Below are 25,896 nucleotides of genomic sequence, written 5' to 3' on the forward strand. Positions count from 1 at the left end.
AACCAGCGGCACAGACCCTCCCCCACACGCCCCTCACGCCACCACTCCCACCGACCGGACTCCCAGCCTCACACAAGCACCCGACGTGCCCAGCACCGAACCAGCGGCACAGACCCTCCCCCACGCGCCCCTCGCGCCACCACTCCCACCGACCGGACTCCCGGCCTCACACGAGCACCCGATATGCCCGGCGCCGAACCAGCGGCACAGACCCTCCCCCACGGGCCCCTCGCGCCACCCCTCCCGCCGACCGGACTCCCGGCCTCACACAAGCACCCGATGCGCCCGGCACCGAACCAGCGGCACAGACCCTCTCCCACGGGCCCCTCGCGCCACCACTCCCGCCGGCCTCGCGCGGGTGCCCATGTGCCGGGCGGCCGGGGTCGGCGCAGGCCGTCTCCCGGGGTCGGCTGAAGCGCTCCTGAGCGGGCGGCCGGTGCACGGTGGCCGTCCGCGGGCGGCAAAGCGCCCACCCACCGGCCGAGCGTGCCGGACGGTGGGTGGGCGGGAGATCGCCGGGCGGCGTCAGCAGCCGAGCAGGCGCTGGGCCAGGTAGCCCTCGATCTGGTCGAGGGACACGCGCTCCTGCTTCATGGTGTCGCGCTCACGAACCGTGACGGCGTTGTCCTCGAGGGTGTCGAAGTCGACGGTCACGCAGTACGGCGTACCGATCTCGTCCTGGCGGCGGTAGCGGCGGCCGATGGCGCCGGCGTCGTCGAACTCGATGTTCCAGTTCTGCCGCAGCGCCTGGGCGAGACCCTTGGCCTTCGGGGACAGCTCCGGGTTGCGGGACAGCGGGAGGACGGCGACCTTCACCGGGGCCAGGCGGTGGTCCAGGCGGAGCACCGTGCGCTTCTCCATCTTGCCCTTGGCGTTGGGCGCCTCGTCCTCGACGTAGGCGTCGAGGAGGAAGGCCAGCATGGTGCGGCCCACGCCCGCCGCCGGCTCGATGACGTACGGCGTCCAGCGCTCGCCGGCCTCCTGGTCGAAGTAGGAGAGGTCCTGGCCGGAGGCCTTGGAGTGCGCGCCGAGGTCGTAGTCGGTGCGGTTGGCGACACCCTCCAGCTCGCCCCACTCGCTGCCGCCGAACTGGAAGCGGTACTCGATGTCGGCGGTGCGCTTGGAGTAGTGGGAGAGCTTCTCCTTCGGGTGCTCGTACCAGCGCATGTTCTCCTCACGGAGACCCAGGCCCGTGTACCAGTTCCAGCGCTGCTCCATCCAGTATTCCTGCCACTGCTCGTCCTCGCCCGGCTTGACGAAGAACTCCATCTCCATCTGCTCGAACTCGCGGGTGCGGAAGATGAAGTTGCCCGGCGTGATCTCGTTGCGGAACGACTTGCCCATCTGGGCGATGCCGAACGGCGGCTTGCGGCGCGAGGTGGTCTGCACCTGGGCGAAGTTGGTGAAGATGCCCTGGGCGGTCTCGGGGCGCAGGTAGGCGACCGAGCCGGAGTCCTGGGTCGGGCCGAGGTGCGTCGACAGCAGGCCGGAGAACTGCTTGGGCTCGGTGAACTGGCCCTTGTTGCCGCAGTTCGGGCAGTTGACGTCCGCGAGGCCGTTCGCCGGGGCGTGGCCCTTCTTCTCCTCGTACGCCTCTTCCAGGTGGTCCGCGCGGAACCGCTTGTGACAGGAGGTGCACTCGGTCAGCGGGTCCGTGAAGGTGGCGACGTGACCGGAGGCCACCCAGACCTCGGAGGCCAGGATGACGGACGAGTCGATACCGACGACGTCCTCGCGGGACGTCACCATGTAGCGCCACCACTGGCGCTTGATGTTCTCCTTGAGCTCGACACCCAGCGGTCCGTAGTCCCAGGCGGCACGCTGTCCGCCGTAGATCTCACTGCAAGGGAAAACGAAGCCACGGCGCTTGCTCAGGCTGACGATGGTGTCGATCTTGTCGGCGGCCACGGTGCTCTCTTCATTACGACGACGGGCGTTGAAGCGAGATGCTTCCAGCGAATGATTCAGGTTACCGGCGCAGGCTCCCCCACGACCAAATCGGCCCCTGCCCAGACCATCTGATGAGCGTTGTTGACAACGGTTTCCATGTTTGTTGAAAATGACTGTCATGAACGTACGACGACGCGTCCGGTCCGGCGCGCACCGCCTCATACCCGCCGCCGCGGTCGCCGTGGCCACCGCCCTCGGCGTCGGCACGCTCTCCGGCTGCTCGGGCGACGCGGCGGTCGCGGCCAACACGAGCAAGTTCGACGTCGTCGCGTCGTTCTATCCGATGCAGTTCCTCGCCGAACGGATCGGCGGGGACCACGTCCACGTCACCACCCTCACCTCGCCCGGACAGGAGCCGCACGACCTGGAGATCAGCCCCCGGCAGATCGCGGCGCTCCAGGAGTCCGACGCGGTCCTGTACCTGAGGAACCTCCAGCCGTCCGTCGACGACGCGGTGGCCCAGTCCCCGGTCGGGACGAAGATCGACGCGGCCTCCCTGACCACGCTGGAGGACCACGGCACCGAGGTCGGCGGCCACGCGGCCGCGCACGACGGCCACGAGGACGGGGAGTCCGCCGGCAAGGACCCGCACATCTGGCTCGACCCGGTGCGCTACGCCCAGGTCGCCGAGGGCGTCGGCAAGGCCTTCGAGAAGGCCGATCCCCGGCACGCGGCCGACTACCGGAAGAACACCGCGGCCCTGGTGAGGCAACTGGACGCGCTGAACACCCGGTTCGAGGACGGCCTCGCGCACACGAAGAGCAAGGTCTTCCTCACCACGCACGCCGCCTTCGGCTACCTCGCCGAGCGCTACGGCCTCACCGAGGAGGCCGTCAACGGCCTCGACCCCGAGTCCGAGCCGAGCGCCGCCCGGATCAGGGACCTGGAGAGGACGGCCGAGGCCGACGGCGTCTCCACCGTCTTCTACGAGACGCTCGTCAGCGACAGGACCGCGAAGACCATCGCGAAGGACGCGGGCCTGAAGACCGACGTCCTCGACCCGATCGAGGGCATCACCGACGCGTCCCGCGGCAAGGACTACCTCGCCGTCCAGGACGCCAACCTCAAGGCGCTCCAGCAGGCACTGGGCGCCCGGTGAGGGGAGAAGAGATGACAGCCACCGAGCCCGTCATAGCCCTGCGCGGGGTGACCGCCGAACTCGGCGCGCGTCCCGTGCTGCGCGGGATCGACCTCACCGTCGGCCGCGGCGAGGTCGTCGCGCTGCTCGGCGCGAACGGCTCCGGCAAGTCCACGGCGATCCGCGCGATCATCGGCCAGGTCCCGGTCAGCGGCGGCGAGATCGAGCTGTTCGGCACCCCCCGCCGCTCCTTCCGGGACTGGGCGCGCGTGGGCTACGTGCCGCAGCGCACGACGGCCGCGGGCGGCGTCCCGGCGACGGTCACCGAGATCGTCTCCTCCGGGCGCCTGTCGCGCACCCGCTTCGGCCTCTTCCGCCGCGGCGACCGGGAGGCCGTGCGCCGGGCCCTGGAACTGGTGGGCATGGCGGACCGCGCCAAGGACTCCGTGAACGCCCTCTCCGGCGGCCAGCACCAGCGGGTGCTGATCGCCCGCGCGCTGGTCTCCGAACCCGAACTGCTGATCATGGACGAGCCGATGGCGGGCGTCGACCTGGCCAGCCAGGAGATCCTGGCGCGGACGCTGGAGCAGCAGGTGGAGGCCGGTGCGACGGTCCTGCTCGTGCTGCACGAACTGGGCCCGCTGGAGCCCCTGATCGACCGGGCGGTCGTCCTGCGCGACGGCTGCGTGCTGCACGACGGCCCGCCGCCGCGCGCGGTCGGCCAGCACGCGCTGCCCGGCCACGACCACGTACACCCGCACGCACCCGCGGGCGCCGAACCGATCCGCACGGGACTGCTGAGCTGATGGACTTCCTGAACTACGCCTTCATGCAGCGGGCGCTGCTGGCCGCCGTCCTGGTCGGCATCACCGCGCCCGCGGTCGGCATCTACCTGGTCCAGCGCCGCCAGGCCCTGATGGGCGACGGCATCGGACACGTCGCCATGACCGGCGTCGGCCTCGGCTTCCTGCTGTCCACCTCCCCCGTGTGGATGGCGACGGCCGTCTCCGTCCTCGGCGCGATCCTGATGGAGCTGATCCGCTGGTACGGCAGGACGCGCGGCGACATCGCCCTGGCCATGCTGTTCTACGGCGGTATGGCCGGCGGTGTGATGCTGATCAACCTCGCGCCGGGCGGCTCCAACGCCAACCTGATGTCGTACCTGTTCGGCTCCCTGTCGACGGTGTCCGAGTCCGACGTGACCGCGATCTGCGTGCTCGCCGCCTTCGTGCTGCTGGTCACGCTGGGCCTGCGCCGCCAGCTGTTCGCCGTCAGCCAGGACGAGGAGTTCGCGCGGGTCACGGGCCTGCCGGTGCGCGCGCTGAACCTGCTGACGGCCGTCACCGCGGCCGTGACCGTCACGGTCGCCATGCGCGTCGTCGGCCTGCTGCTGGTGTCCGCGCTGATGGTCGTCCCCGTGGCGGCCGCGCAGCAGCTCAGCCGCAGCTTCACCGTCACCTTCGTGATCGCGGTGGCGATCGGGGTGGTCGTGGCCGTCGGCGGCACGGTCACGTCGTACTACCAGTACGTTCCGCCCGGCGCCACGATCGTCCTGCTCACCATCGCCGCGTTCATCGTGCTGACCGCGCTGGCCGGCCCGCTGGCCCGGCGACGCGCCCGCGCCGCCGCCGCGGCCCAGCCCGCCGGCGACCCGGCGGAGTGCTCCATTCCGGCCGCGCGGGGGGCCGGCGACGAGGTCGGCGTCTGACCGCCGACAGTCCGGGCTGGCACAATGGCCCGGGCAGACGCGAGACGTTGAGGAGGCAAGGGTGACGACCGCTGGACCGCCTGTGAGGGGCCGCGCGACCCGACAGCGTGCAGCCGTGGCGGCGGCCCTGGACGAGGTCGACGAGTTCCGCAGCGCGCAGGAACTGCACGACATGCTCAAGCACAAGGGCGACTCCGTCGGCCTGACCACGGTCTACCGCACCCTCCAGTCCCTCGCCGAGGCCGGCGAGGTCGACGTCCTGCGCACCTCCGAGGGAGAGTCCGTCTACCGGCGCTGCTCCACCGGCGAGCACCACCACCACCTGGTCTGCCGCGCCTGCGGCAAGGCGGTGGAGGTGGAGGGCCCGGCCGTCGAGAAGTGGGCCGAGGCCATCGCGGCGGAGCACGGCTATGTGAACGTCGCGCACACGGTGGAGATCTTCGGCACCTGTGCCGACTGCGCCGACTGCGCCCAGGCCTGACCGCCGGGGTGCCCGCTCCGGCTCAGCCCCGCCCGAAGCACCGCTCCAGCTCGTCCAGGTCGTAGAAGGCACTGCCCTTCGCGACCGGACGGCAGCCCGCCTTGAACGCCGTCTCCTTCTCGTTGTAGAGCATCCGCACCAGCCAGCGGTCGCCCTTGCGGAAGACGTCCCACTGGATGTTGGCGCCCAGCGGGGAGACGTCGGCGCCCCGCCACGGGTTGTCCGCGTAGGTGTACGGCTCCCCCGGCGTCGCCGGCTCCGTGCTGCCCGGCAGACCCATCAGCGCGGCCAGCGGGACGATCTCCTCGGCGTGGGTGAAGCGCAGCTCGGCGCCGAGCCGGCTGGTGCCCGCGCGCTTGGCCTCGACCTGCCGGAACAGGTCGTCCAGCAGGACGTCCGCCATCCGGTAGGTGATGTCGCTGCCGGCGAAGCCGGGTCCCTTCTCGTAGAAGTCCTCCGCGTCTCCGAGATACCCGAACCAGGCCGCGTCCGTACGGGAGACGAACCGCTCCATGCCCCAGCCCGCGCCGCCCGGGCTCTCCTCGCTCATCGCGGGGGCGATGGCGTACAGGTTGTAGACGGCCTCGGCGGCACCCGCCTGGTCGTCGATCCGCTCCACGAAGGCGTCCTTGAAGATCTTCCGCAGTACCCCGCGGGCGGCCTGCCGTGTCCGGGGCCTGCCGGTGATCCGGCTCAGGGTGTCCTTGAGCCGCTGGTCGTGGGCGATGTAGTCACGGTAGGCGGCACCGCCCGCCGCCTTGTGGAAGTACAGCAGGTCCTTGTCGGTGCGGGCCGGCCCGATGAGCGGTCTCAGCGCCGGATCGGCCTCGGCGAGGGCGTCCGTGAACACGGTGCCGCTGTCCACGGCCCGCCCCTGCCCCGAGCTGACGACGTCGATCTTCTCCCCGTCGTCCGCGATCTCCTTGAACAGGGCGGGCAGCCGCCGCTGCATGCGTACGGCCGTGTCCGCCAGCTCCCGCTTGCCGCGCCCGCTGAGGTTGCCGTGGCCGACCCCGGCCATGGCGGCCTCCAGGGCGCGGACCGTCGGCCCGAACTCCTCGCCCCTCCGGGTCAGTTGTCCTTCCGCCTCGGCCTGGTCCCACAGCGCGAGGACCAGGTCACCGTCCTCGCCGTCCGTGGCCGCGCGGGAGCCGTGCCGGGAGACGTTCTCGGTGAAGACCGGCTCGAACCCGGCCGGGGGCCGCTGGTAACCGTGCGGGTTCCGCTGCGGCGCGTAGGGCGCCTTGGTGCCGTAGCTCTCGCGGTGCGCGGGCCCGTCGGCCGCGTGCGCGGGCAGGGCGGTGAGCAGCAGGGCGCCGAGGGCGAGGACAGGAGTGAGACGTCTCATGATCCCGTATGCTCGGCAGCCCGCGTGAACCCCCGGTGGCTACGAGGTGGAATCACCCTTCATGGCGGCTTCCATGGCGAGCAGTTCCTCGTTCGGCACGGCCCCGCCGAAGCGGCGGTCACGGGAGGCGAACTCCATGCAGGCCCGCCACAGGTCACGGCGGTCGAAGTCGGGCCACAGCACGTCCTGGAAGACCATCTCCGCGTAGGCGCTCTGCCACAGCAGGTAGTTGGAGGTGCGCTGCTCACCGCTCGGACGCAGGAACAGGTCGACGTCCGGCATGTCCGGGTAGTACAGGTACTTCTGGATCGTCTTCTCGGAGACCTTCGACGGGTCGAGCCGGCCCGCCTTCACGTCCTCCGCGAGCCGCTGCGCCGCGTCGGCGATCTCCGCACGGCCGCCGTAGTTCATGCAGAAGTACAGCGTGAGCAGGTCGTTGTCCTTGGTCTGCTCCTGGGCGACCTGCAGCTCCTTCGCCACCGACTTCCACAGCCTGGGCATACGGCCCACCCAGCGCACCCGGATCCCGAGCGCGTCGAGCTGGTCCCGGGTCCTGCGGATGAAGTCGCGGTTGAAGTTCATCAGGAAGCGGACCTCGTCGGGCGACCGCTTCCAGTTCTCGGTGGAGAAGGCGTACAGCGAGATGTTGCGCACCCCGACCTCGATGGACCCCTGGAGCACGTCGAGCACCCGCTCGGCCCCGACCTTGTGCCCCTCGGTGCGCGGCAGCCCCCGCTCCTTCGCCCACCTCCCGTTGCCGTCCATGACGATCGCCACATGGTTCGGGACCAGCTCACCCGGGAGCTTCGGCGCGCGCGCACCCGACGGGTGCGGCTCCGGCGCCCGGTACTCGCGCCGCTGGCGCCCCAGGATCCCGCGTACGACCATGTGCCTCTCGTCTCCCTCTTACTTCTCGACGTACCTGAGCGAACGCAGCCCGCGCTCCAGATGCCAGTGCAGGTAGGCGGACACCAGCCCGCTGCCCTCGCGGACGTACCGCGCCTCGCAGGCGTCCGCCGTCTCCCAGTCTCCCGTAAGCAGCGCCCCGAGCAGTACCAGGGTCTGCGGCGACGGTACGACGCTGCCGGGCACCCGGCAGTCGACGCAGACGGACCCGCCGGAGGCCACGGAGAAGAACCGGTTCGGGCCGGGCATCCCGCACTTCGCGCAGTCGCCGAAGCTGGGCGCGTACCCGTTCACGGCGAGGGAGCGCAGCAGGAAGGCGTCGAGGACGAGGTGGGGCGCGTGCTCGCCCCGGGCGAGCGTCCGCAGACCCCCCACGAGCAGCAGGTACTGCTGCACGGCCGGCTCGCCCTCGTGATCGGTGAACCGCTCGGCCGTCTCCAGCATGGCCGTCCCGGCGGTGTACCGCGCGTAGTCGGTGACGATCCCCCCACCGTAGGGAGCGATCGTCTCGCTCTGGGTGCACAGCGGCAGCCCGCGCCCGACCAGCTCGCTCCCCCGCGCGAAGAACTGCACGTCGACGTGGGAGAAGGGCTCCAGCCGGGCCCCGAACTTCGACTTGGTGCGCCGCACCCCGCGCGCCACGGCCCGCACCCGTCCGTGACCGCGCGTGAGCAGCGTGATGATCCGGTCCGCCTCACCCAGCTTCTGGGTGCGCAGCACGATGCCGTCGTCGCGGAACAGACTCATGGCACCCATTCTCGCCCATGCCGACGGGGCTCCCGCCCGGCTGGGGGAACCCCTCGGGATGACGCGGACCTCCCGGGCGTCCGCTAAAGGGTCTCCCCACGGCTGCGGGCATTGGCGTGGGCGGTGGCGGCACTGAGCCGCTCGGCGGGGGTGGCGGCGCGCAGGGCGCCCGGCTCCGCGTCCCACTCCCGCCCGCCGCCGTACGGCCTCAACTGCACGTACGGCCCCTCGTGCCCCATCACGATGCCGACCTTCCCGGAACCGGTGTCCATCACATGACTGCCGACGTCGGGCTTCACCGCACCGCCCCCGTCAACGCGGCCGTGAGCCGGCGCGCGGCCTCCACGGAACACCGCCCCAGTTCCACGAGCGGGCAGGGCACCTCCCGCGCCAGACTCACCGGGTCGAGCCCCAGCGACGGCAGGATCACCCCGACCTCTTCGAGAGCCGTCCGCAATTCCCTCAACGCCTCCTCCGCCTCTTCGACAACCTTCACCTTGCTCCCCTCCGCCTCCGGATTTCACGCTTCGCACATCAAGCGTGACGCTCCGCATCTACACTCGGAAGGTGTCTGCGCCCTACAAGAGCGCGGCAGAGCAAGGGGGTTGGCCATGGCCAACGGTTCACGGCAGGCGGTCTGGGAGTTCTTCGGCGCCGAACTGAAACGCCGCCGGGAGGACGCGGGATTCACCCAGGTGGAGCTGGGGGCCCTCGTCTTCGTCTCCGGCGCCTACATCGGCCAGTTCGAGCAGGCCATTCGCAAACCCCAGCCGGACATCGCCCAGCGGATCGACCGCGTCCTGCAAACCGACGGCATTTTCGAGCGCCTGTGCCGAAAGCTCATCGACGACCGACGGTACGCGGCGTACTTCGCGGAGGTCGTGGAGCTGGAGCGGGTGGCCACGAAGATCTGCGAGTTCGCGCCGACGGCGGTGCCGGGCCTCTTGCAGACGAGGTCCTACGCCGAGGCGGTGACCGTCGCGGCCAACCCGTTCGTCACGGACGAGTACGTCGAGGAGATCGTCGGAGCCCGGCTGGAACGGGCACGGATCCTCAAGGACGCCACGAGGCCCGAGTATTGGGTGATCCTGCACGAGAACGTGCTACGGGTTCCGGTGGGCGGGGCGGGGGCGATGGCGGGGCAGCTGGAGCAGATCGCGGGGTTGGCTCGGGAACGGAAGGTCCTGGTGACTGTGCTGCCGTGCACGGAAGGGGCACACGCGTACATGACGGGATCGCTGAAGCTCATGGAGTTCGCGGACGCTCCACCAACCGCCTATACAGAGACGGAGTTTTCGGGGAACTTGCTGGACGATCCGGCAGTGGTGAAGCACGCACAGCGCGCCTACGATCTGCTCAGGGCCGCCGCATTGTCGCCGAGGGCGTCCCTGCCCCTGATCGAATCGGCGGCGGAGGACTTCAGACGATGCGCGAGTTCGACCTGAGCAATGCACGCTGGCACAAGAGCAGCTACAGCAACGGTCAGGGCGGAGACTGCGTCGAGGTCGGCTACGACTTCCCCGGCGCGGCGTGGCGCAAGAGCAGCTACAGCAACGGCGAAGGCGGCAGTTGCGTCGAGGTCGCCGACGGAGTTCCCGGGGTCGTACCGGTCCGGGACAGCAAGGTGACGAGCGGCCCGGTGCTGGTGATCGGGTCGGCTGCGTGGACGGAGTTCGTCGGCGCCGTGGGGTCCGCCCGCTTCTAGGCGGCCTTTCGGCTCCGCCCGGCGCTTCCCCGCCCCGGCGTTCCCGCCCGGCGGCTACGCCATTCGTGTGCGCTGTCTTGACCGCCCCCACAGCCCCTCCTATGGTCGCGCTACCGACCGGACGTAGGACGTAGGACGTCGTATCTCCCTTCCTTCCACCCCGCTGGAGGACCCGTGCGCGACGACGACGTGACCGCCGACAGGTCCACCCCCCACCGCCGTTCCCTGCTCAAAGGCCTCGGTGCGCTCGGTGCGGCCGTCGGTGCCGCCCCCGCCCTGGCCGCCTGTTCCGCCGGCCCCGAGTCCACCAACGAGACGGGAGGCGGGGGGACGGGGAAGGACCGGACGCTGACCGCCGTGATCGGGTACGGCAACGACGGCAGCTGGGACCCCACGCAGACGGCGTCGGCGTTCGCGATGGCCGCCAACAACCACATCTACGAGGGGCTGCTGGACACCGATCCGATCACCCGGACGCCCTACCCCGCGCTCGCCACCGCGGTGCCCCGCGACCCCTCCGCCACCACCTGGCGGTTCACGCTCCGCGCCGGTGCCACCTTCCACGACGGCAGGCCCGTCACCGCCGACGACGTCGTGTTCGTCTTCGACCGGATCCTGGACCCCGGCACGCAGACGCTCGCCAAAGGGTTCTTCGCCCCCTGGCTGGACTCCGTCCGGAAGGTCGACGCCCGGACCGTCGAACTCGCCCTGAAGTTCCCCTTCCCGGACGGGCTCGCCCGGCTCACGCTCGCCAAGATCATGCCGAAGCACGTCTTCTCCAGGCCCGGTGCCTGGGACGACGCGATCAAAGGGCTGGCCGTGGGCTCGGGGCCGTACCGGCAGACCGCGCACCACCCGAAGTCGAACACCACCTTCGAGGCGTTCGACGGCTACAACGGGCCCCGCAGGGCGGCCTTCCGCAGGATGAACTGGCTGACGATCGTGGACGCCGCTCCCCGTGTCGCGAAGATCTCCGGTACCGGGGCCGGGGCGCAGATCGCCGACAACATTCCCTACGCCAACATCCCGCGGCTGGAGCAGGGCGGACTGAAGGTCGCCGGCGGGGCCGGGATGAACAACCTCTTCCTGATGTTCAACACCCGGCACAAGCCCTTCGACGACGTCCGTGTCCGCCAGGCCCTGCACTACGCCATCGACACCGAGAAGATGATCCGTGTCGCGCTGAAGGGGCACGGGAAGCCCGCCTCCTCGTTCCTGAACGAGGGCAATCCCGGTTACCGGCGGGCCAGGACCGTCTACGACCACGACCCCGGCAGGGCGAAGGCGCTGCTGAAGGCCGCCGGGGTCGACGGGCTCAAGGTCGATCTCCTCGCCGTCAACGTCAGCTGGATCGCGGACTGCCTGCCGACCATCAAGGCCTCCTGGGACGCGATCGGTGTGGAGACCTCCCTCGTGCCGCAGGAGACCACCGCCGTGTTCACCAAGATGGACCAGAAGCGGGACTACCAGGTCGTCGCCGCCGCCTCCAACCCCAACCAGTTCGGGCTCGACGCCGACCTGGTCATGCACTACAACTACGGGCCCGGGAACCTGTGGATGCAGTACACGCGGTGGGCCGGCGACCCCGTCGCCAAGCGGCTCTTCAAGGACATGGACCGGGCGACGCGGGAGCCGGACCCCGCGCGGAAGAAGGCGATGGTCCAGGACTACATCGACGTCGTCGCCGAGCAGGCCGTGCTGTACCCGGTGGTCCACAACGAGCTGATGACCGCCTGGGACCCACGCCGGCTCAGCGGGATAAGGGCGCAGCCCTACCCCGGCATCAACCTCCTCCAGGCCAGGTGGGTCTGACGGGATGACGGCCGTCGTACGGATCCTGCTCCGCCGCGTCGCCCTGCTCGTGCCGCTGCTCCTCGGCATCGTGCTCTTCGTGTTCCTGGTGATGCGGTTCTCGGACGTGGACCCCGCGTCCGCGTTCTTCCAGGGTGCCAATCCGACCCCGCGGCAGCTGCACGAGTTCCGGGAGCGCAACGGGCTGCTGGACCCGCTGCCCCTGCGGTACGTCCACTTCGTCGGCGACCTGCTCCACGGCGACCTCGGCACCAGCGTCCTGACCCGGGCGCCGGTGGCCGACCAGGTCACCACCGCGCTGCCGCTCACCCTCCAGCTGACCTTCCTCGGCCTGGCCGTGGCGGTGGTGCTGGCGCTGGCGGGCGGGGTGACGGCCGCCGTGTACCGGGACCGGCTGCCGGACCAGGTCATCCGCGTCGTCTCGCTGGTCGGGGTAGCGGCGCCCGGGTTCTGGCTGGCGCTGCTGATGATCCAGTACCTGGCGGTGGACCGCGGCTGGTTCCCGACCGGCGGGTACGTCAACCCGGCGGACTCGGTCACCGGCTGGCTGAGGACCATGGCGCTGCCCGCCGTCGCCCTGTCCCTGCCGGTCGCCGCCCAGCTGACCAGGATCGTGCGGACCTCCGTGGTGGAGGAACTGGACAAGGACTACGTGCGCACGGCGATCGGAAGCGGGCTGCCGCCGCGTGTGGTCGTCGGCCGGAACGTGCTCCGCAACGCGCTCGTCAACCCCCTCACCGTGCTCGGGCTGCGGGTCGGCTACCTCCTCGGCGGTGCCGTCGTCATCGAGACGATCTTCTCGCTGCCCGGGATGGGCAAGCTGATGATCGACGCCGTGCAGAACGGGGATCCGGCCGTCGTACAGGGGGTCGTCCTGACGACGGCGACCGGGTTCGTCGTCGTCAACCTCGTCATCGACCTTCTGTATCTGCTGGTCAACCCACGTCTGAGGGCGGGCTGATGGTCACGCGCGCGCAGCTCACCGAGCGGCTCTCCCGGCCCGGCGGCATCCGGGTGCGCGGCTGGCGACGGCTGCCGCCGCTGTCGCGGCTCGCGGTCTGTTTCCTGGCCGTCGTCCTCCTCGTCGCCGTGCTCGCCCCCGTCCTCGCCCCGGACGATCCGCTCGACCAGCAGGACCCGGTCGGCGGGTCCGGGCGGCCGTCGGCGGCGCACTGGCTGGGGCAGGACAGCCTCGGCCGGGACATCCTCAGCCGGCTGATGTACGGCGCCCGCTGGTCCCTCGCCATCGGGCTGGGCGCGACCGTGCTGGCGCTCGTCGTCGGGGCCGTCGTGGGGGCGGTCGCCGCCACCTCCCGGAAGGCCGTCGACGAGACGCTGATGCGCTGTCTGGACGTGGTGATGGCGTTCCCGGGGATCGCGCTCGCGGCCGTGCTGGTGGCCGTGTTCGGCGGCGGGATCGGGGTGCTGGTCTGTGCCATCGCCTTCCTCTTCACCCCGCCCGTGGCCCGGGTCGTACGGGCCAACGTGCTGGACCAGTACGGCGAGGACTACGTCACCGCCGAGCGGGTCGTCGGGGCCCGCACCGCGCACATCGTGCTGCGGCACGTGGCCGTCAACTGTGCCGCTCCGGTGCTGGTGTTCTGCACGGTCCAGGTCGCCGAGGCGATCGTCTTCGAGGCCTCGCTGTCCTTCATCGGCGCGGGCGTGCGGCCCCCGGACCCGTCCTGGGGCAGTGTGATCGCCGACGGCAAGAACCTGGTGCTGACCGGCGGCTGGTGGGCGACCGTCTTCCCGGGGCTGCTGATCCTGCTCACCGTGCTGTCGCTGAACATCCTCTCCGAGGGCGTCTCGGACGCCTGGGCGGCGCCCGCGCCCCGCGAGACACGGCGGCCGGAGGACCGGCTGGAGGCACCCGAGCCCGGCACCGGTGAGGTGCTGCCGCTGCCCGGGCTCACCGAGGCCGCCCGGCGGCTGCGGGCCCGGGCCCGCCCGCGCCCCGCTCCCGGCGGGCAGCCGGTGCTGACGGTGGAGAACCTGACCATCGGTTTCCCGGACCGGCACCGGGGTGTGGACATCGTGGCCGGGGTCGGTTTCGAGGTGTACCCGGGTGAAGTGCTGGGACTGGTGGGCGAGTCGGGCTGCGGGAAGTCGCTGACCGCGCTCACCGTGATGGGGTTGCAGCCGAAGGGGGCCCGGGTCGGCGGGCAGGTGCGGTTCCGGCAGCGGGATCTGTCGGCCGAGCCGATGCGGGTGCGGCGGCGGCTGCTGGGCCATGAGATGGCCATGGTCTACCAGGACGCCCTGTCCTCCCTGAACCCGGCCATGACGATCCGCGCCCAGCTGAAGCAGCTGGTCCGGCGCGGGGGCAGGCGTGGTCCGCGCGAGCTGATGGAGCTGGTCGGCCTGGATCCGGAGCGCACCCTGCGCAGTTATCCGCACGAGCTGTCCGGCGGGCAGCGGCAGCGGGTGCTGATCGCGATGGCGCTGTCCCGGGACCCGAAGCTGATCGTCGCCGACGAGCCGACCACGGCGCTGGACGTCACCGTGCAGGCGCAGGTGATGGAGCTGCTGCTGCGGCTGCGGGAGGAGCTGGGCTTCGCGCTGGTCCTCGTCTCGCACGATCTGGCGCTGGTCGCCGACGTCACCGACCGGGTGGCGGTGATGTACGGCGGGCGGATCGTGGAGACGGGGGTGACCGCCGAGCTGGTGGCGGCGCCGGCCCACCACTACACGCGCGGGCTGCTCGGGAGCGTGCTCTCGCTGGAGTCGGCGCAGGAGCGGATGACGCAGATCAAGGGGGTCGTGCCGGCGCCGGCCGACTTCCCGGCGGGCTGCCGGTTCGCCGACCGCTGCCCGCTCGCCACCGAGGTGTGCCGCACGACCGTGCCGGTCCTCGCGGGGGTCCCGGCGCACTCGGCCGCCTGTCATCACCCGGCGGTCGAGCCGACGTCGGCGCAGAGCGAGGAGGCGGTGCAGTGAGCGCTGTGGTGGAGGTGCGGGACGCGCACGTGGTGCACCGGGCGCGCAGTGGCGGCCTGTTCCGACGGGACCGGGTGTACGCCCTGACCGGCGCCGATCTGTCGGTGGCGGCCGGTGAGACGGTCGGGGTGGTCGGTGAGTCGGGGTGCGGGAAGTCGACGCTGGCGAAGGTGCTGGTGGGCGTCGAGCGGCCGGTGTCCGGGACGGTGTCGTTCCGGGGCCGGGACCTGTGGGCGATGCCGGCCGCCGAGCGCCGGGCCACGGTCGGCGCGGGCACCGGCATGATCTTCCAGGATCCGTCGACCGCGCTGAACCGCCGGCTGACCGTCCGCCGTGTCCTGCGAGACCCGCTGGACGTCCACCGGCGCGGCACCCGGGCGGAGCGGGAGGAGCGGGTGCGGGAGTTGATGGCGCTGGTGGGGCTGCCGCGGGCGCTCGCGGACGCCCTGCCGGGGCAGCTGTCCGGCGGGCAGCGGCAGCGGGTCGCCATCGCCCGGGCGCTCGCCCTGGACCCGGCGCTGGTCGTCGCGGACGAGCCGACCAGTGCGCTGGACGTCTCGGTCCGCGCGCAGATCCTGAACCTGCTGCTCGATCTGAGGGAGCGGCTCGGGCTGGCCCTGGTGTTCGTCTCGCACGACATCCAGACGGTACGGCGGATGAGCGACCGGGTGATCACCATGTACCTCGGCCGGATCGTGGAGGAGACCCCGGCGGACCGGGTCACCGACGCGGCCCGGCACCCGTACACCCGCGCCCTGTTCTCGGCCACGCCCGGGCTGCTGGACCCGATCGACCCGATCCCGCTGACCGGGCCGGTGCCGTCGGCGACCCGTCCGCCGAGCGGCTGCCCGTTCCGCACCCGCTGCTGGAAGGCGGACGGGGTCTGCGCCGGGGCGATGCCGGACTTCTCGGCCGCGTCACGGCCCGGACACCGCTACCGGTGCCACCATCCTGTGGAGGAGGACCAGCCGACCCGAGACCTAGCCCGCCAGGAGCCGTGAATGACGTTCCCCGCCCCGCTGACCGGTGTCGTCCCGCCCGTCTGCACGCCCCTGACGCCGGAGCGCGAGGTGGACGTGCCCTCGCTGCTGCGCCTGGTCGACTTCCTGGTGGAGGGCGGGGTGCACGGGCTGTTCCTGCTGGGCTCCACCTCGGAGGCGGCCTTTCTGACGGACGCCCAGCGCCGGCAGGTGGTGGCGGCCGTCACCGGGCACGTGGGCGGTCGGCTGCCCGTGCTCGCCGGTGCCATCGACATGACGACCCCCCGTGTCCTGGACCACGTCCGGGCGGTCACGTCGGCCGGCGCGCAGGCCGTCGTCGTCACCGCTCCCTTCTACGCCCGCACCCACCCCGCCGAGATCGTCCACCACTACCGCCGGGTCGCCGCCGCCAGCCCGGTCCCGGTGATCGCCTACGACATTCCGGTCGCCGTGCACACCAAGCTCCCCGCCGAGCTGGTGCTGGGGCTCGCCGGGGACGGGGTACTGGCCGGGATCAAGGACTCCAGCGGGGACCTGGCGGCGTTCCGGGAGGTCGTCACGGGAGCCAGGGCCCACGCCGGGTTCAGTGTGCTGACCGGTTCGGAGCTGGTCGCCGACGCGGCGCTGGCGCTGGGCGCCGACGGGGCGGTGCCGGGTCTGGCCAACGTCGACCCGCACGGGTACGTCCGTCTGTACCGCCTGTGCGTGGCGGGCGACCAGGACGGGGCGCGGGCCGAACAGGAGCGGCTGTGCGCGCTGTTCGGGATGGTGGGCGCCGGGGATCCCGCGCGGATGGGCGGCAGCTCGTCGGCGCTGGGCGCGTTCAAGGCGGCGCTGCATCTGCGCGGGATCATCGACTGCCCGGTGACCGCCGAGCCGCAGGTCCCGTTGTCCGGCGCGGAGATCGAGCAGGTCGGCAAGTTCCTGGCGGCGGCGGGGCTGCTGGGGTCCGGGGCGCGGGGGACGCACCGGCGCTGAGGGCGGCGGTCACGGTGTGCGCCGGGCGTCCCTGCGGAGCCGCTGCAGCTCGCGGTGGACGGCCCAGGCGTCCGCGACCGGGCCCACGTGCCCGAGCTTGTCCGGGTTGCCCACCAGCCGGACCGCCTGGATCCGTCCGTCGAGGACGTCGAGGACCAGGGTCTGGAGCACCTTGCCGTCCCGGTCGCGGAAGATCGCGCCGGGCTGGCCGTTGACCTCGTGGGTCTCGAAGGTCGCGTCGACCAGGGCCAGCTGGGAGATGACGGAGCCGAGCAGCCGGGCCACCTTGTCGGCGCCGAGGACGGCCCGGGCCAGCTGCGGCGACTTGCCGCCGCCGTCGCCGACCATGGACGCGTCGGCGGCGAGCAGGTCCTGCAGCCCGGTGACATCGCCTTCGCGGAGGGCGTCGAAGAACCGTGACGCCAGTTCCTCCCGTTCGGTCCGGTCGGCCTCGAAGCGGGGCCGGCCCTCGGACATGTGGCGGCGGGCCCGCACCGCGAGCTGGCGGCAGGCGGCCTCCGAGCGGCCGACGGCCGAGGCGATCTCGGGGAAGCCGAAGTCGAACACCTCCCGCAGCACGAAGACCGCCCGTTCCAGCGGGCTGAGCCGTTCGAGCAGGAGCAGGGCGGCCATGGACACGGAGTCGGCGAGCTCCGCCGAGCGTGCCGGGTCCTCGTAGGGGTCGGCGAGCAGCGGCTCCGGGAACCACGGTCCGACGTAGGCCTCCCGCCGGACGCGGGCCGAGCGCAGCACGTCGATGGAGAGCCGGGTCACCGTGGCCGACAGGAAGGCCCTGACCGACCGGGGTTCGGTCGGGGAGTCGACGTAGCGCAGCCAGGTCTCCTGGACGGCGTCCTCGGCCTCGCTGACGCTCCCCAGGATCCGGTAGGCGATCGAGAACAGCAGGGGCCGCAGCTCCTGGAACTCCTCTGTCCGGCTCATATGACTCTCCCCCATGCGATGAATGCGGCCAGTGCGAGATAGCCGAGGTTCAGCAGGACGAGCGCGAACTCGCCGCGCCGCCCGTGGGTGATCATCGCACCGGTCATCAGCAGCATCCAGCAGACGGCGGTCACCGGTACCAGGACCGGGGCGGTACCGAGGGCGGCGGGCAGGATCAGACCCGCAGCGGCCAGCAGTTCCAGCACGCCGAGGGTCTTCACGAAACCGGCGCCGACCTCGCCGGTCCACCCCCCGCCGTGCACGGCGGCCAGTCTCTCCCGCGGCACGAACGTCTTGGTGACTCCGCCGAGCAGGGCCACTGCGGCCAGCAGTCCGGCGGCGATCCACAGGGCGAGGTCCACCGTCATCCACTCCTTGTACCGGTCGGTGCGTGCACCCCCTACGACGAGACGGCGGGCGCGCCTGTGACACCCAGGGCAGTCAGGGCAGGTGGATCCTGCGGAACTCCAGCGACTCGTAGGGGCCTTGGCGGCCGGTCTCGTAGAGCACGCCGATGGTGCCGGGGGCGAGCTGGACGAGGTCGGAGTAGGCGGCCGGGTGACCGGAGAGGGTGCGGAGCCGGGTGAAGGTGCGGCCGGCGTCCGTGCTGGCCCACAGGGCGAGGGCGCGGCGGGCGTCCGGCACGGAGGGCGCGGAGAACAGCAGGGGCGCGCGGGGGCCGCGGGGCCGCAGGACGCTGCCCTGGACCACGGGGACGGCGTTCAGGGCCGGCTGGACGGTGAAGGGGCGGTCGAGGGTGCGGCCGCCGTCGCGGGAGTAGGTGTCGAGGCGGTTGCCGGGGGCGGTGCCGTTCTGGTCGCGGGCGCCGAGGTAGACGCGGCCGTCGGGGAGCTGGGCGGCGCTGGTCTCGTTGGTGTTGGTCCGGCCGTCGGGGGTGTCGTCGGTGAAGCCGAGGTGCCAGGTGCGGCCGAGGTCGTCGCTGTAGAGGGCGTGGCCGCCGTAGTACCTGGGTTCCCGGCCGGTGTCGGGGGAACGGGGCGGCGGGGCTTCGGAGTGGTCGGCGGGGACGAGCAGGCGCCCGGTGTGGGGGCCGTGGGTGAGGGCGAGGGCGTGGCCGGGGCCGGTGGCGTACCAGCGCCAGCCCGGCCGGGTCACCTGGGCGGTGATGTCGCGGGGGGCCGTGAAGTGCCGGCCGTCGTCCCGGCTGCGCTGCACGTAGACCCGGCGGCCCTGCCGGGGGGTCACCCGGCCGCGCATGATCTGGTCCTCCGTCACGGTCCCGCTGTTGGCGCAGGTCACCAGGACGATCGCGCCGGTGTGCGGGTCGGTCACGGGGGCGGGGTTGCCCCGGGTGTCGCCCTGCCCGGCGGCCACGACGGTCAGCGGGCCCCAGGTGCAGCCGCCGTCGGTGGAGCGGCGCAGGACGACGTCGATGTCCCCGGTGTCCGCGGGACCGGAGCGGCGGCCCTCGGCGAAGGCGAGGACCGTGCCCTGCCGGGTCCTCACCACGGCCGGGATGCGGTAGACGGCGTAGCCGCCCTGCCCGGAGACGTAGGGCACGGAGGAGTCGCAGCCGCCGGACGCGGGTGCGGCGTGCGCGGGCAGGGGGGCGGTGAGCGAGGCGAGGAGCACCAGGCCGGCGAGGAGGGAGCGGCTGCGCGGGGTCACTCCCTGAGGCTGCCCGCGGTCGCGGGGCCGGCCTTACTCCGTGCGGGTGGTCAGGACGGGGTGCGGGCGGCGGCCAGCAGGCGGGTCACGTCGTCGGAGCAGATGGTGAGGGCCGCGCCGACGGTGGTGAGGGCGTCGCGTTCGGCGGGGGTGTACGGGCCGTCGGCGAGGGCGATGCGGGCGCCCTGGAGGAGCAGGGACTCGCGGCCGGCCGGGGCGAGGTGCGGGGCCAGCGGGTCCAGGGCCTCGTGCAGCTCTATGGTCAGCCCGGCCCCGCACGGCTGCTCGAAGTAGCGGCCGGTGTCGGCGGCGAGGGCCTCGACCAGGGCGGCCAGCTGGTCCTCGGTGCAGTCGTCGAAGCCGGCCGCGCGGACCGCGGTGGCGGCCGTCTCCAGGGCCGTGCGGGAGCCGGTGCCGCCCGCGGCGAGCACGGCGAGGGCGACGGTGTGCACGGCGTCGCGGAGCATCGCGGAGAAGCGGCGGGTGGTGGGGTGGTCCAGCACCTCGGTGCCGAAGTGGTGCTCGCAGGCCGCGCACTCCACCACCGGTCCGGTGGTCCCGCGCGGCAGCACCGGCACGCCGAGCACGGTGAGCCGGCGCCGGCCGGTGAGGCGCTGGTAATTGCGGTCGCCGCCGCAGCCGGGACAGAAGAACTCGCCGTCTCCGACGGGTGTCCACGCGGTGCGGGTGCCCAGGATGCGCACAGCCCTGGTGGCACGGCCGTCTCGTCCCCGTACTGGCAGCAGCACGTCGCACCTCCGTAACGGCGCGGCAACATCGCCGCGCTGGCGTGATGTTAGCCACATCACCGAGGCGGAGTCAGTACCCCGTAAGAGACCTTTCCGTGACCTGAGGGGCGCGATGGCCGATACACGACGGCGCCCCGACCGCCGCGTTCCGCGGTCAGGGCGCCGAAAGTGCCGGTCGGACGGGGTCTAGCGGGCCGCGCGGTTCACCGCGGAGACGACCGCCTTCAGCGACGCACGCGTCGTGTTCGCGTCGATACCGATGCCCCACAGGACCTTGCCGTCGATCGCGCATTCGATGTAGGAGGCGGCCTGCGCGGAGGCGCCCTCGCTCATCGTGTGCTCCTGGTAGTCCAGCAGGCGTACGTCGATGCCGATGGACTGCAGGGCGTCGAAGAAGGCCGAGATCGGACCGTTGCCGGAGCCGGACAGGATCCGGTCCTCGCCGTCGACCGTGGCCTCGACGGTGAGGGTGTCCACGCCGTCGGTGTCGGTGGTCGACTGGCCGGTCTTCACCTGGATGCGGCCCCACGGGTTCTGGGGGTTCGGCAGGTACTCGTCCTGGAAGACCGCCCAGATCTCCTTCGGCGTGATCTCGCCGCCCTCGGCGTCCGTCTTCGCCTGGATGATCCTGGAGAACTCGATCTGCATCCGGCGCGGCAGCTCCAGCTTGTGGTCGTTCTTCAGGACGTAGGAGACACCGCCCTTGCCGGACTGCGAGTTGACGCGGATGACGGCCTCGTAGGAGCGGCCGACGTCCTTCGGGTCGATCGGCAGGTACGGCACCGCCCACTCGATGTCGTCGACGGTGACGCCCTTGGCCTTCGCGTCGGCCTCCATAGCGTCGAAGCCCTTGTTGATGGCGTCCTGGTGGGAGCCGGAGAAGGACGTGTAGACCAGGTCGCCCACGTACGGGTGGCGCGGGTGGACCTCCATCTGGTTGCAGTACTCCCACGTGCGACGGATCTCGTCGATGTCGGAGAAGTCGATCTGCGGGTCGACGCCCTGCGAGAACAGGTTCATGCCCAGGGTGACCAGGTCGACGTTGCCGGTGCGCTCGCCCTGCCCGAACAGGCAGCCCTCGACGCGGTCGGCGCCGGCCATCAGGGCCAGCTCGGCGGCGGCGACGGCCGTGCCGCGGTCGTTGTGCGGGTGGACGGACAGGCAGACGTGCTCGCGGCGGGTCAGGTTGCGGTGCATCCACTCGAAGCGGTCCGCGTGCGTGGAGGGGGTCGAACGCTCCACGGTGGCGGGCAGGTTGAGGATGATCTCGCGGCCCGGGCCGGGCTGCCAGACGTCCATGACCGCCTCGCAGACCTCGAGGGCGAAGTCCAGCTCGGTGTCGGTGAAGATCTCCGGCGAGTACTGGTAGCCGAACTCCGTCTCCGGGCCCAGCAGTTTATCGGCGTACTCCATCACCAGGCGGGTGCCGTCGACGGCGATCTGCTTGATGTCGTCCCGGGAGCCGCGGAAGACGACCCGGCGGAAGACCGGGGCGGTGGCGTTGTACAGGTGGACGGTGGCCCGGCGGGCGCCCTTGAGGGATTCCACGGTCCGCTCGATCAGGTCCTCGCGGGCCTGGGTCAGGACGGAGATCGTCACGTCCTCGGGGATCGCGCCCTCTTCCTCGATGATCGAGCGCACGAAGTCGAAGTCGGTCTGGCCGGAGGCGGGGAAGCCGACCTCGATCTCCTTGTAGCCCATCTTGACCAGCTGGTCGAACATGCGCCGCTTGCGCTCGGGCGACATGGGGTCGATCAGGGCCTGGTTGCCGTCGCGCAGGTCGGTGGAGAGCCAGCGGGGGGCGGTGGTGATCCGCTGGTCCGGCCAGGTGCGGTCGGGGATGTCGACCTGCTCGTAGCGGCCGTACTTGTGGATCGGCATGGTGCTGGGCTGCTGGCGGTTGGCCATGATGGCGTGGGCTCCTCAGGATGTCCGATATCCGAGTGGGCGGCCGACGACGCAACGCCAAGCTCCGCGGGGAGGGAGTCGGCCTCGACTACAGGCCCTCGCCGCGGCAGCTAAGAAGAAGCAGCCAGAAACGCATGATGCTCCGCAGCCTAGCGGAGCCGTTCCGGGGTGCGCGGGCCTGTCCCAGTATGCGGGACCGCACGGCAAACAGGGACAAAAAGTGCGCCGCACCACATCGCCGTACCACATCGTCACGGACCGTGGCGTTCCGTGTCCCGGTATTTCACCAATCATGGTGGCAGCTAGTGACATCGTCATCACGCAGTGCAATGGTGCGCATATGACGACCAACGGGGGCTTCCAGCCCGTCTTCTGCACGATCGTGCCGCCGCACGTCCTCGACCGGCTCGCCCGGCACGAGGACCCCGCGCTCTCCGGCCCGGCCCGCCGGTCCCTGGAGCACGACGCCTACCAGCGCACCAAGCGCCGCCTGACCACGGTGATCGGCGCGGCCGCCGCCACCCCGCCCGCCGGCGCCGCCGCCGACCAGCCGCACCGCACGATCTACGACGCCGGGCACACCCAGGACCTGCCCGGCACCAAGGTCCGCGAGGAGGGCTCCGAGCCCGGCTCCGACGCCACCGTCAACCGCGCCTACGCGGGCCTGGGCGCCACCTTCGACCTGTACCTGAAGGCGTACGGCCGGCACTCCATCGACGACAACGGGCTGCCGCTGGACGCCACCGTGCACTTCGGCGAGGGCTACGACAACGCCTTCTGGAACGGCGAGCAGATGGTCTTCGGCGACGGCGACAACGAGATCTTCCTCGACTTCACCATCCCGGTCGACGTCATCGGGCACGAGCTCACCCACGGCGTCACCCAGTACACCGCGAACCTGGAGTACTACGGCCAGTCCGGCGCGCTGAACGAGTCGGTGTCGGACGTCTTCGGCTCGCTGATCAAGCAGTACACCCTCGGCCAGACCGCCGCCGAGGCGGACTGGCTGATCGGCGCCGGGCTGCTCGCCCCGCGCGTCACGGGCGTGGCGCTGCGCTCGATGAAGGCCCCGGGCACGGCGTACGACGACGACGTCCTCGGCAAGGACCCGCAGCCGGCCAAGATGGAGGACTACGTCCGCACCGGCCGCGACAACGGCGGCGTGCACATCAACTCCGGCATCCCGAACCACGCCTTCTACCTGGCCGCCACCGCCCTCGGCGGCTACGCCTGGGAGAAGGCCGGGCAGATCTGGTACGACGTGCTGACCGGCGGCGGACTGCGGGAGGACGCCCTCTTCTCCGACTTCGCCACGCTGACGGTGAAGGCGGCCCGCGAGCGGTACGGCGCCGGGGGTGAACTCCAGGCCGTGCAGAAGGCGTGGGAACAGGTGGGGGTGCGGACGCTGTAGTTCCGTACTAGACACGGACCCATGTGGATTCGAGTGCGGCGCACGGGTGGTTTCGCGGGCATCGAGCGCCGGGCCGAGGTGGACACCTCGGCCCGGCCCGACGCCCCCGACTGGGAGGCCCTGGCCGGACGCGTCCTCGCGTCCGGCCGGAGCACCCCTCCGGCCGGGGTTCCGGACGGCTTCGCCTACGAGATCTCGGTGGACGGCCGCACGGTGTACGCGGCGGACCCCCGACTCAGCGAGGACGAACGGGAGTTGGTGTCCAGGGTGCTGAAGGAGGGTGCGTGACGGCCGTTTCCCGCAGGGGCGTTGACTTCCGTTACCGGCGGTACGGATGATCCGGCCATGGCGACTGACGCAGGCACCCCGGTCCCCCGGTTCCCGCCCGGCTTCCTGTGGGGCGTGTCGACCTCGGCCCACCAGATCGAAGGCGCGGCCGGGGAGCGGGAGCCGTCCGTGTGGGACGTGTTCACGGCCGAGCCCGGGCGGGTGAAGGACGGCTCGACGGCGGCGGTGGCCTGCGACCACTACCACCGCTACACCGAGGACGTGGCCCTCCTCGCCGGCCTCGGCGTGGACGCGTACCGGTTCTCGGTCTCCTGGCCGCGGGTGAACTCACCCGGCGGCCTGGACTTCTACGACCGGCTGGTGGACGAGCTGTGCGCGGCGGGGGTCCGCCCGGTCCCGACCCTCTTCCACTGGGACCTGCCGGCGGACCTGGACTGGCTGGAGCGGGACACGGCGGCCCGGTTCGCCGACCACGTGACGGTGGTCGCGGAGCGGCTCGGCGACCGGGTACGCAAGTGGATCACTCTCAACGAGCCCGCCGAACACACACTGCTCGGGCACGCCCTGGGGGCCCACGCCCCCGGCCGGCAGCTGCTCTTCGACGCCCTTCCGGCCGCCCACCACCAGCTCCTCGCCCACGGCCTCGCGGTACGGGCGCTGCGCGCGGCCGGTGCGGGCGACATCGGCATCGCCAACTCCCACGGCCCCACCTGGGCCGCCTCGCGGCAGCAGGCGGACCTGGAGGCGGCCGGCTTCTACGACGTCCTCCTCAACCGCCTCTTCGCCGAGCCGGTCCTCCTGGGCGAGTACCCCGAGGGCATGGGCGCCCTGATGCCGGGGGACGTGGAGGCCGACCTCAAGGTGATCGCCGAGCCGGTCGACTGGTACGGCATCAACTACTACGCCCCGACGCTGGTCGGCGCACCGCAGGGCGGCGACACCGAGTTCGGCGGCGTGACGATGCCGGCCGAGCTCCCCTTCTCCGTCCGGCGGATCGAGGGCCGCCCGGTGACGGACTTCGGCTGGCCGGTCGTACCGGAGGGCCTGACGGAACTGCTCACCGGCTTCCGCGAGCGCTACGGCGACCGGCTCCCGCCCGTCGTCATCACCGAGAACGGCTGCTCCTACGAGGGCGTGGACGACCAGGAGCGGATCGCCTACCTGGACGCCCACGTCCGGGCCCTGCACCGGGCGGTCGAGGCCGGGGTCGACGTGCGCGGCTATTTCGTGTGGTCCCTGATGGACAACTTCGAGTGGGCCGAGGGCTACGCCCGCAGGTTCGGCCTGGTGCACGTGGACTTCGAGACCCTCCAGCGGACGCCGAAGGCGTCGTACCGGTGGTACCGGGACCTGCTGCGGGCCCAGGGTCCGCGCTCATAGGGCTCCGGCGTCCCGGGCGGACCACAGGGTCGGGAAGTGGGGCCGGTAGCCCAGTTCGCGGCGGATGCGGTCGGTGGAGGCGATGGCGTACCAGGGGTCGGGGTCGGGGCCGTCCGCGGGCGGCTCCACGCCGAGGATCCGGTGGATGGCCAGGACGGTGACCGGGGCGTCGTCGGCGATGTTGTAGGTGCGGCCGTCGGCGCCGGGGGCGTACAGCAGGCGCAGCAGGCCCTGGGCGGCGTCGGCGACGTGCACCAGGTGGTGCCGCTTGGTGGCGGGCTGGGCGGCGGTCCAGCGGGTGATGCCCGGCAGGTGCGGGTCGCCCTCGCCGTAGACGAAGCCCAGGCGGCCGACGCGGACGTCCAGCCCGTCCAGCGCCAGCAGTCCGCGCTCGGCCTCCGCCTTGGCCTGCGGGTACGCCATCCACATCGGGCCGCCCGGCACGGTGGGGTCGTCCTCGACGAGCGGCCGGCCGCGGCCCGTGCCGTACGCCAGGACGGTGCCGGCCTGCACGAACCGCCGCACCCCGCAGGCGAGGGCCGCCCGGCCCAGCTCCAGCGCGGCGTCGCGGTTGACGGCCCGCATCTCCTCGTCCGTCACGCCCCGGAAGGAGGCGGCGATGTTGACGACGGCGTCGACTCCGGTGAGGGCCTTGCCGAGGACGTCGGTGTCGCGCAGATCGCCGAGGACGGGGTCGGCGCCGAGGTCGCCGAGCCGGTCGGCGCGGGCGGGGTCCCGCACCAGGACCCGGACCCGCTCCTCCGGCCGCCGCTGGGCCAGCAGCCTCGGCAGGAACCCGGTGCCGACCTGGCCGGTGGCGCCGGTGACGAGTGTGGTGGACATGGTGGTGCTCCTCTCGGTGGACGGCTTCCACCCTCGGCGGCCGGAGCACGGACCGGGAGAGACCTCCTGATCGTGGGATCGGCAGTCCCTGGATAAGCCGGGCGGGCTGCCCC

The 25,896-nt window shown here is 71.8% G+C and carries 26 protein-coding genes; 14 read left to right on the plus strand and 12 right to left on the minus strand.

Annotation, left to right across the window (positions count from 1 at the left end; genetic code table 11):
- Positions 1–525: 525 nt before the first annotated feature.
- Positions 526–1,908 carry a glycine--tRNA ligase gene (locus ACZ4VF_RS11835; RefSeq protein ID WP_467925206.1) on the minus strand — a complete coding sequence of 461 codons (1,383 nt, stop codon included), beginning with the start codon at positions 1,906–1,908 and terminating at the stop codon, positions 526–528.
- 160 nt (positions 1,909–2,068) lie between these two features.
- Here ACZ4VF_RS11835 and ACZ4VF_RS11840 point away from each other — a divergent pair, with 160 nt between their 5' ends.
- The 4 genes from ACZ4VF_RS11840 (at position 2,069) to ACZ4VF_RS11855 (ending at position 5,217) form a co-directional block, all read left to right on the plus strand.
- Entirely contained in the window at positions 2,069–3,049 is a 981-nt protein-coding gene (locus tag ACZ4VF_RS11840; protein ID WP_467925208.1) for a metal ABC transporter substrate-binding protein, read from the plus strand.
- Positions 3,050–3,060: 11 nt separating this feature from the next.
- Positions 3,061–3,834, plus strand: coding sequence for a metal ABC transporter ATP-binding protein (locus ACZ4VF_RS11845; RefSeq protein ID WP_467925210.1), 774 nt, complete (start codon positions 3,061–3,063; stop codon positions 3,832–3,834).
- Positions 3,834–4,736 (plus strand): metal ABC transporter permease, encoded by a 903-nt coding sequence (locus tag ACZ4VF_RS11850; protein WP_467925212.1) that lies wholly within the window; start codon positions 3,834–3,836, stop codon positions 4,734–4,736. Before ACZ4VF_RS11845 ends, ACZ4VF_RS11850 begins: the two co-directional genes overlap by 1 nt.
- A 61-nt stretch (positions 4,737–4,797) precedes the next feature.
- Positions 4,798–5,217 carry a Fur family transcriptional regulator gene (locus ACZ4VF_RS11855; protein ID WP_467925214.1) on the plus strand — a complete coding sequence of 140 codons (420 nt, stop codon included), beginning with the start codon at positions 4,798–4,800 and terminating at the stop codon, positions 5,215–5,217.
- A 22-nt stretch (positions 5,218–5,239) separates the two neighbouring features.
- Here ACZ4VF_RS11855 and ACZ4VF_RS11860 read toward each other — a convergent pair whose 3' ends face one another.
- The 5 genes from ACZ4VF_RS11860 to ACZ4VF_RS11880 form a co-directional block, all read right to left on the minus strand.
- Positions 5,240–6,565 (minus strand): histidine-type phosphatase, encoded by a 1,326-nt coding sequence (locus tag ACZ4VF_RS11860; RefSeq protein WP_467925216.1) that lies wholly within the window; start codon positions 6,563–6,565, stop codon positions 5,240–5,242.
- 39 nt (positions 6,566–6,604) lie between these two features.
- Positions 6,605–7,453: an isoprenyl transferase gene (locus tag ACZ4VF_RS11865; RefSeq protein WP_189294189.1), complete on the minus strand. Its 849-nt coding sequence runs from the start codon at positions 7,451–7,453 to the stop codon at positions 6,605–6,607.
- Positions 7,454–7,471: 18 nt separating this feature from the next.
- On the minus strand, positions 7,472–8,218 hold the full coding sequence (recO, locus tag ACZ4VF_RS11870) for a DNA repair protein RecO (protein WP_225821203.1): 747 nt from the start codon (positions 8,216–8,218) through the stop codon (positions 7,472–7,474).
- Between the two features lie 83 nt (positions 8,219–8,301).
- Positions 8,302–8,517 carry a hypothetical protein gene (locus tag ACZ4VF_RS11875; RefSeq protein WP_467925219.1) on the minus strand — a complete coding sequence of 72 codons (216 nt, stop codon included), beginning with the start codon at positions 8,515–8,517 and terminating at the stop codon, positions 8,302–8,304.
- The gene (locus ACZ4VF_RS11880) at positions 8,514–8,714 is read right to left on the minus strand and encodes a hypothetical protein (protein ID WP_467925221.1); all 201 of its coding nucleotides are present in this window, start codon (positions 8,712–8,714) and stop codon (positions 8,514–8,516) included. The genes ACZ4VF_RS11875 and ACZ4VF_RS11880 overlap by 4 nt, the downstream gene beginning before the upstream one ends.
- Positions 8,715–8,829: 115 nt before the next feature.
- On the opposite strand from ACZ4VF_RS11880, the gene ACZ4VF_RS11885 reads away from it, so the two are divergent.
- The 7 genes from ACZ4VF_RS11885 to ACZ4VF_RS11915 all read left to right on the plus strand — a co-directional run bounded on the left by ACZ4VF_RS11885 (position 8,830) and on the right by ACZ4VF_RS11915 (position 16,633).
- Positions 8,830–9,663, plus strand: a complete 834-nt coding sequence (locus ACZ4VF_RS11885) for a helix-turn-helix domain-containing protein (protein ID WP_467925629.1) — start codon at positions 8,830–8,832, stop codon at positions 9,661–9,663.
- Positions 9,645–9,923 carry a DUF397 domain-containing protein gene (locus ACZ4VF_RS11890; protein ID WP_467925223.1) on the plus strand — a complete coding sequence of 93 codons (279 nt, stop codon included), beginning with the start codon at positions 9,645–9,647 and terminating at the stop codon, positions 9,921–9,923. The genes ACZ4VF_RS11885 and ACZ4VF_RS11890 overlap by 19 nt, the downstream gene beginning before the upstream one ends.
- Positions 9,924–10,097: 174 nt before the next feature.
- A complete protein-coding gene (locus ACZ4VF_RS11895) occupies positions 10,098–11,735 on the plus strand; it encodes an ABC transporter substrate-binding protein (protein ID WP_467925225.1) in 1,638 nt (545 codons plus the stop codon).
- Positions 11,736–11,739: 4 nt separating this feature from the next.
- On the plus strand, positions 11,740–12,696 hold the full coding sequence (locus ACZ4VF_RS11900) for an ABC transporter permease (RefSeq protein WP_230920742.1): 957 nt from the start codon (positions 11,740–11,742) through the stop codon (positions 12,694–12,696).
- Positions 12,696–14,675, plus strand: coding sequence for a dipeptide/oligopeptide/nickel ABC transporter permease/ATP-binding protein (locus ACZ4VF_RS11905; RefSeq protein WP_467925228.1), 1,980 nt, complete (start codon positions 12,696–12,698; stop codon positions 14,673–14,675). Before ACZ4VF_RS11900 ends, ACZ4VF_RS11905 begins: the two co-directional genes overlap by 1 nt.
- A complete protein-coding gene (locus ACZ4VF_RS11910) occupies positions 14,672–15,676 on the plus strand; it encodes an oligopeptide/dipeptide ABC transporter ATP-binding protein (protein WP_467925230.1) in 1,005 nt (334 codons plus the stop codon). Before ACZ4VF_RS11905 ends, ACZ4VF_RS11910 begins: the two co-directional genes overlap by 4 nt.
- Positions 15,677–16,633: a dihydrodipicolinate synthase family protein gene (locus ACZ4VF_RS11915; protein ID WP_467925232.1), complete on the plus strand. Its 957-nt coding sequence runs from the start codon at positions 15,677–15,679 to the stop codon at positions 16,631–16,633.
- Positions 16,634–16,642: 9 nt separating this feature from the next.
- Here ACZ4VF_RS11915 and ACZ4VF_RS11920 read toward each other — a convergent pair whose 3' ends face one another.
- The 5 genes from ACZ4VF_RS11920 to leuA all read right to left on the minus strand — a co-directional run bounded on the left by ACZ4VF_RS11920 (position 16,643) and on the right by leuA (position 21,861).
- Entirely contained in the window at positions 16,643–17,575 is a 933-nt protein-coding gene (locus ACZ4VF_RS11920; RefSeq protein WP_467925234.1) for an RNA polymerase sigma-70 factor, read from the minus strand.
- The gene (locus ACZ4VF_RS11925) at positions 17,572–17,937 is read right to left on the minus strand and encodes a DoxX family protein (RefSeq protein ID WP_467925631.1); all 366 of its coding nucleotides are present in this window, start codon (positions 17,935–17,937) and stop codon (positions 17,572–17,574) included. Before ACZ4VF_RS11925 ends, ACZ4VF_RS11920 begins: the two co-directional genes overlap by 4 nt.
- 79 nt (positions 17,938–18,016) lie before the next feature.
- Positions 18,017–19,204, minus strand: coding sequence for a sialidase family protein (locus ACZ4VF_RS11930; protein ID WP_467925236.1), 1,188 nt, complete (start codon positions 19,202–19,204; stop codon positions 18,017–18,019).
- Between the two features lie 50 nt (positions 19,205–19,254).
- Positions 19,255–19,950 carry a tellurite resistance TerB family protein gene (locus tag ACZ4VF_RS11935; protein WP_467925634.1) on the minus strand — a complete coding sequence of 232 codons (696 nt, stop codon included), beginning with the start codon at positions 19,948–19,950 and terminating at the stop codon, positions 19,255–19,257.
- A 189-nt stretch (positions 19,951–20,139) separates the two neighbouring features.
- Positions 20,140–21,861 carry a 2-isopropylmalate synthase gene (leuA, locus tag ACZ4VF_RS11940; protein WP_467925238.1) on the minus strand — a complete coding sequence of 574 codons (1,722 nt, stop codon included), beginning with the start codon at positions 21,859–21,861 and terminating at the stop codon, positions 20,140–20,142.
- Positions 21,862–22,201: 340 nt separating this feature from the next.
- Between leuA and ACZ4VF_RS11945 the strand changes: the two genes are divergently transcribed.
- From ACZ4VF_RS11945 to ACZ4VF_RS11955, 3 genes are read left to right on the plus strand one after another with little or no spacing between them, the layout of a single operon-like run.
- Positions 22,202–23,272, plus strand: a complete 1,071-nt coding sequence (locus tag ACZ4VF_RS11945; RefSeq protein ID WP_467925240.1) for a M4 family metallopeptidase — start codon at positions 22,202–22,204, stop codon at positions 23,270–23,272.
- Between the two features lie 21 nt (positions 23,273–23,293).
- The gene (locus ACZ4VF_RS11950) at positions 23,294–23,560 is read left to right on the plus strand and encodes a protealysin inhibitor emfourin (protein ID WP_467925242.1); all 267 of its coding nucleotides are present in this window, start codon (positions 23,294–23,296) and stop codon (positions 23,558–23,560) included.
- Between the two features lie 57 nt (positions 23,561–23,617).
- Entirely contained in the window at positions 23,618–24,940 is a 1,323-nt protein-coding gene (locus tag ACZ4VF_RS11955; RefSeq protein ID WP_467925244.1) for a GH1 family beta-glucosidase, read from the plus strand.
- Here ACZ4VF_RS11955 and ACZ4VF_RS11960 read toward each other — a convergent pair.
- Positions 24,935–25,783, minus strand: a complete 849-nt coding sequence (locus tag ACZ4VF_RS11960; RefSeq protein WP_467925246.1) for an NAD-dependent epimerase/dehydratase family protein — start codon at positions 25,781–25,783, stop codon at positions 24,935–24,937. The two genes, ACZ4VF_RS11955 and ACZ4VF_RS11960, sit on opposite strands and share 6 nt — an antisense overlap.
- Between the last annotated feature and the right edge of the window lie 113 nt (positions 25,784–25,896).

The sequence above is a fragment of the Streptomyces sp. NPDC029151 genome (assembly GCF_055564315.1).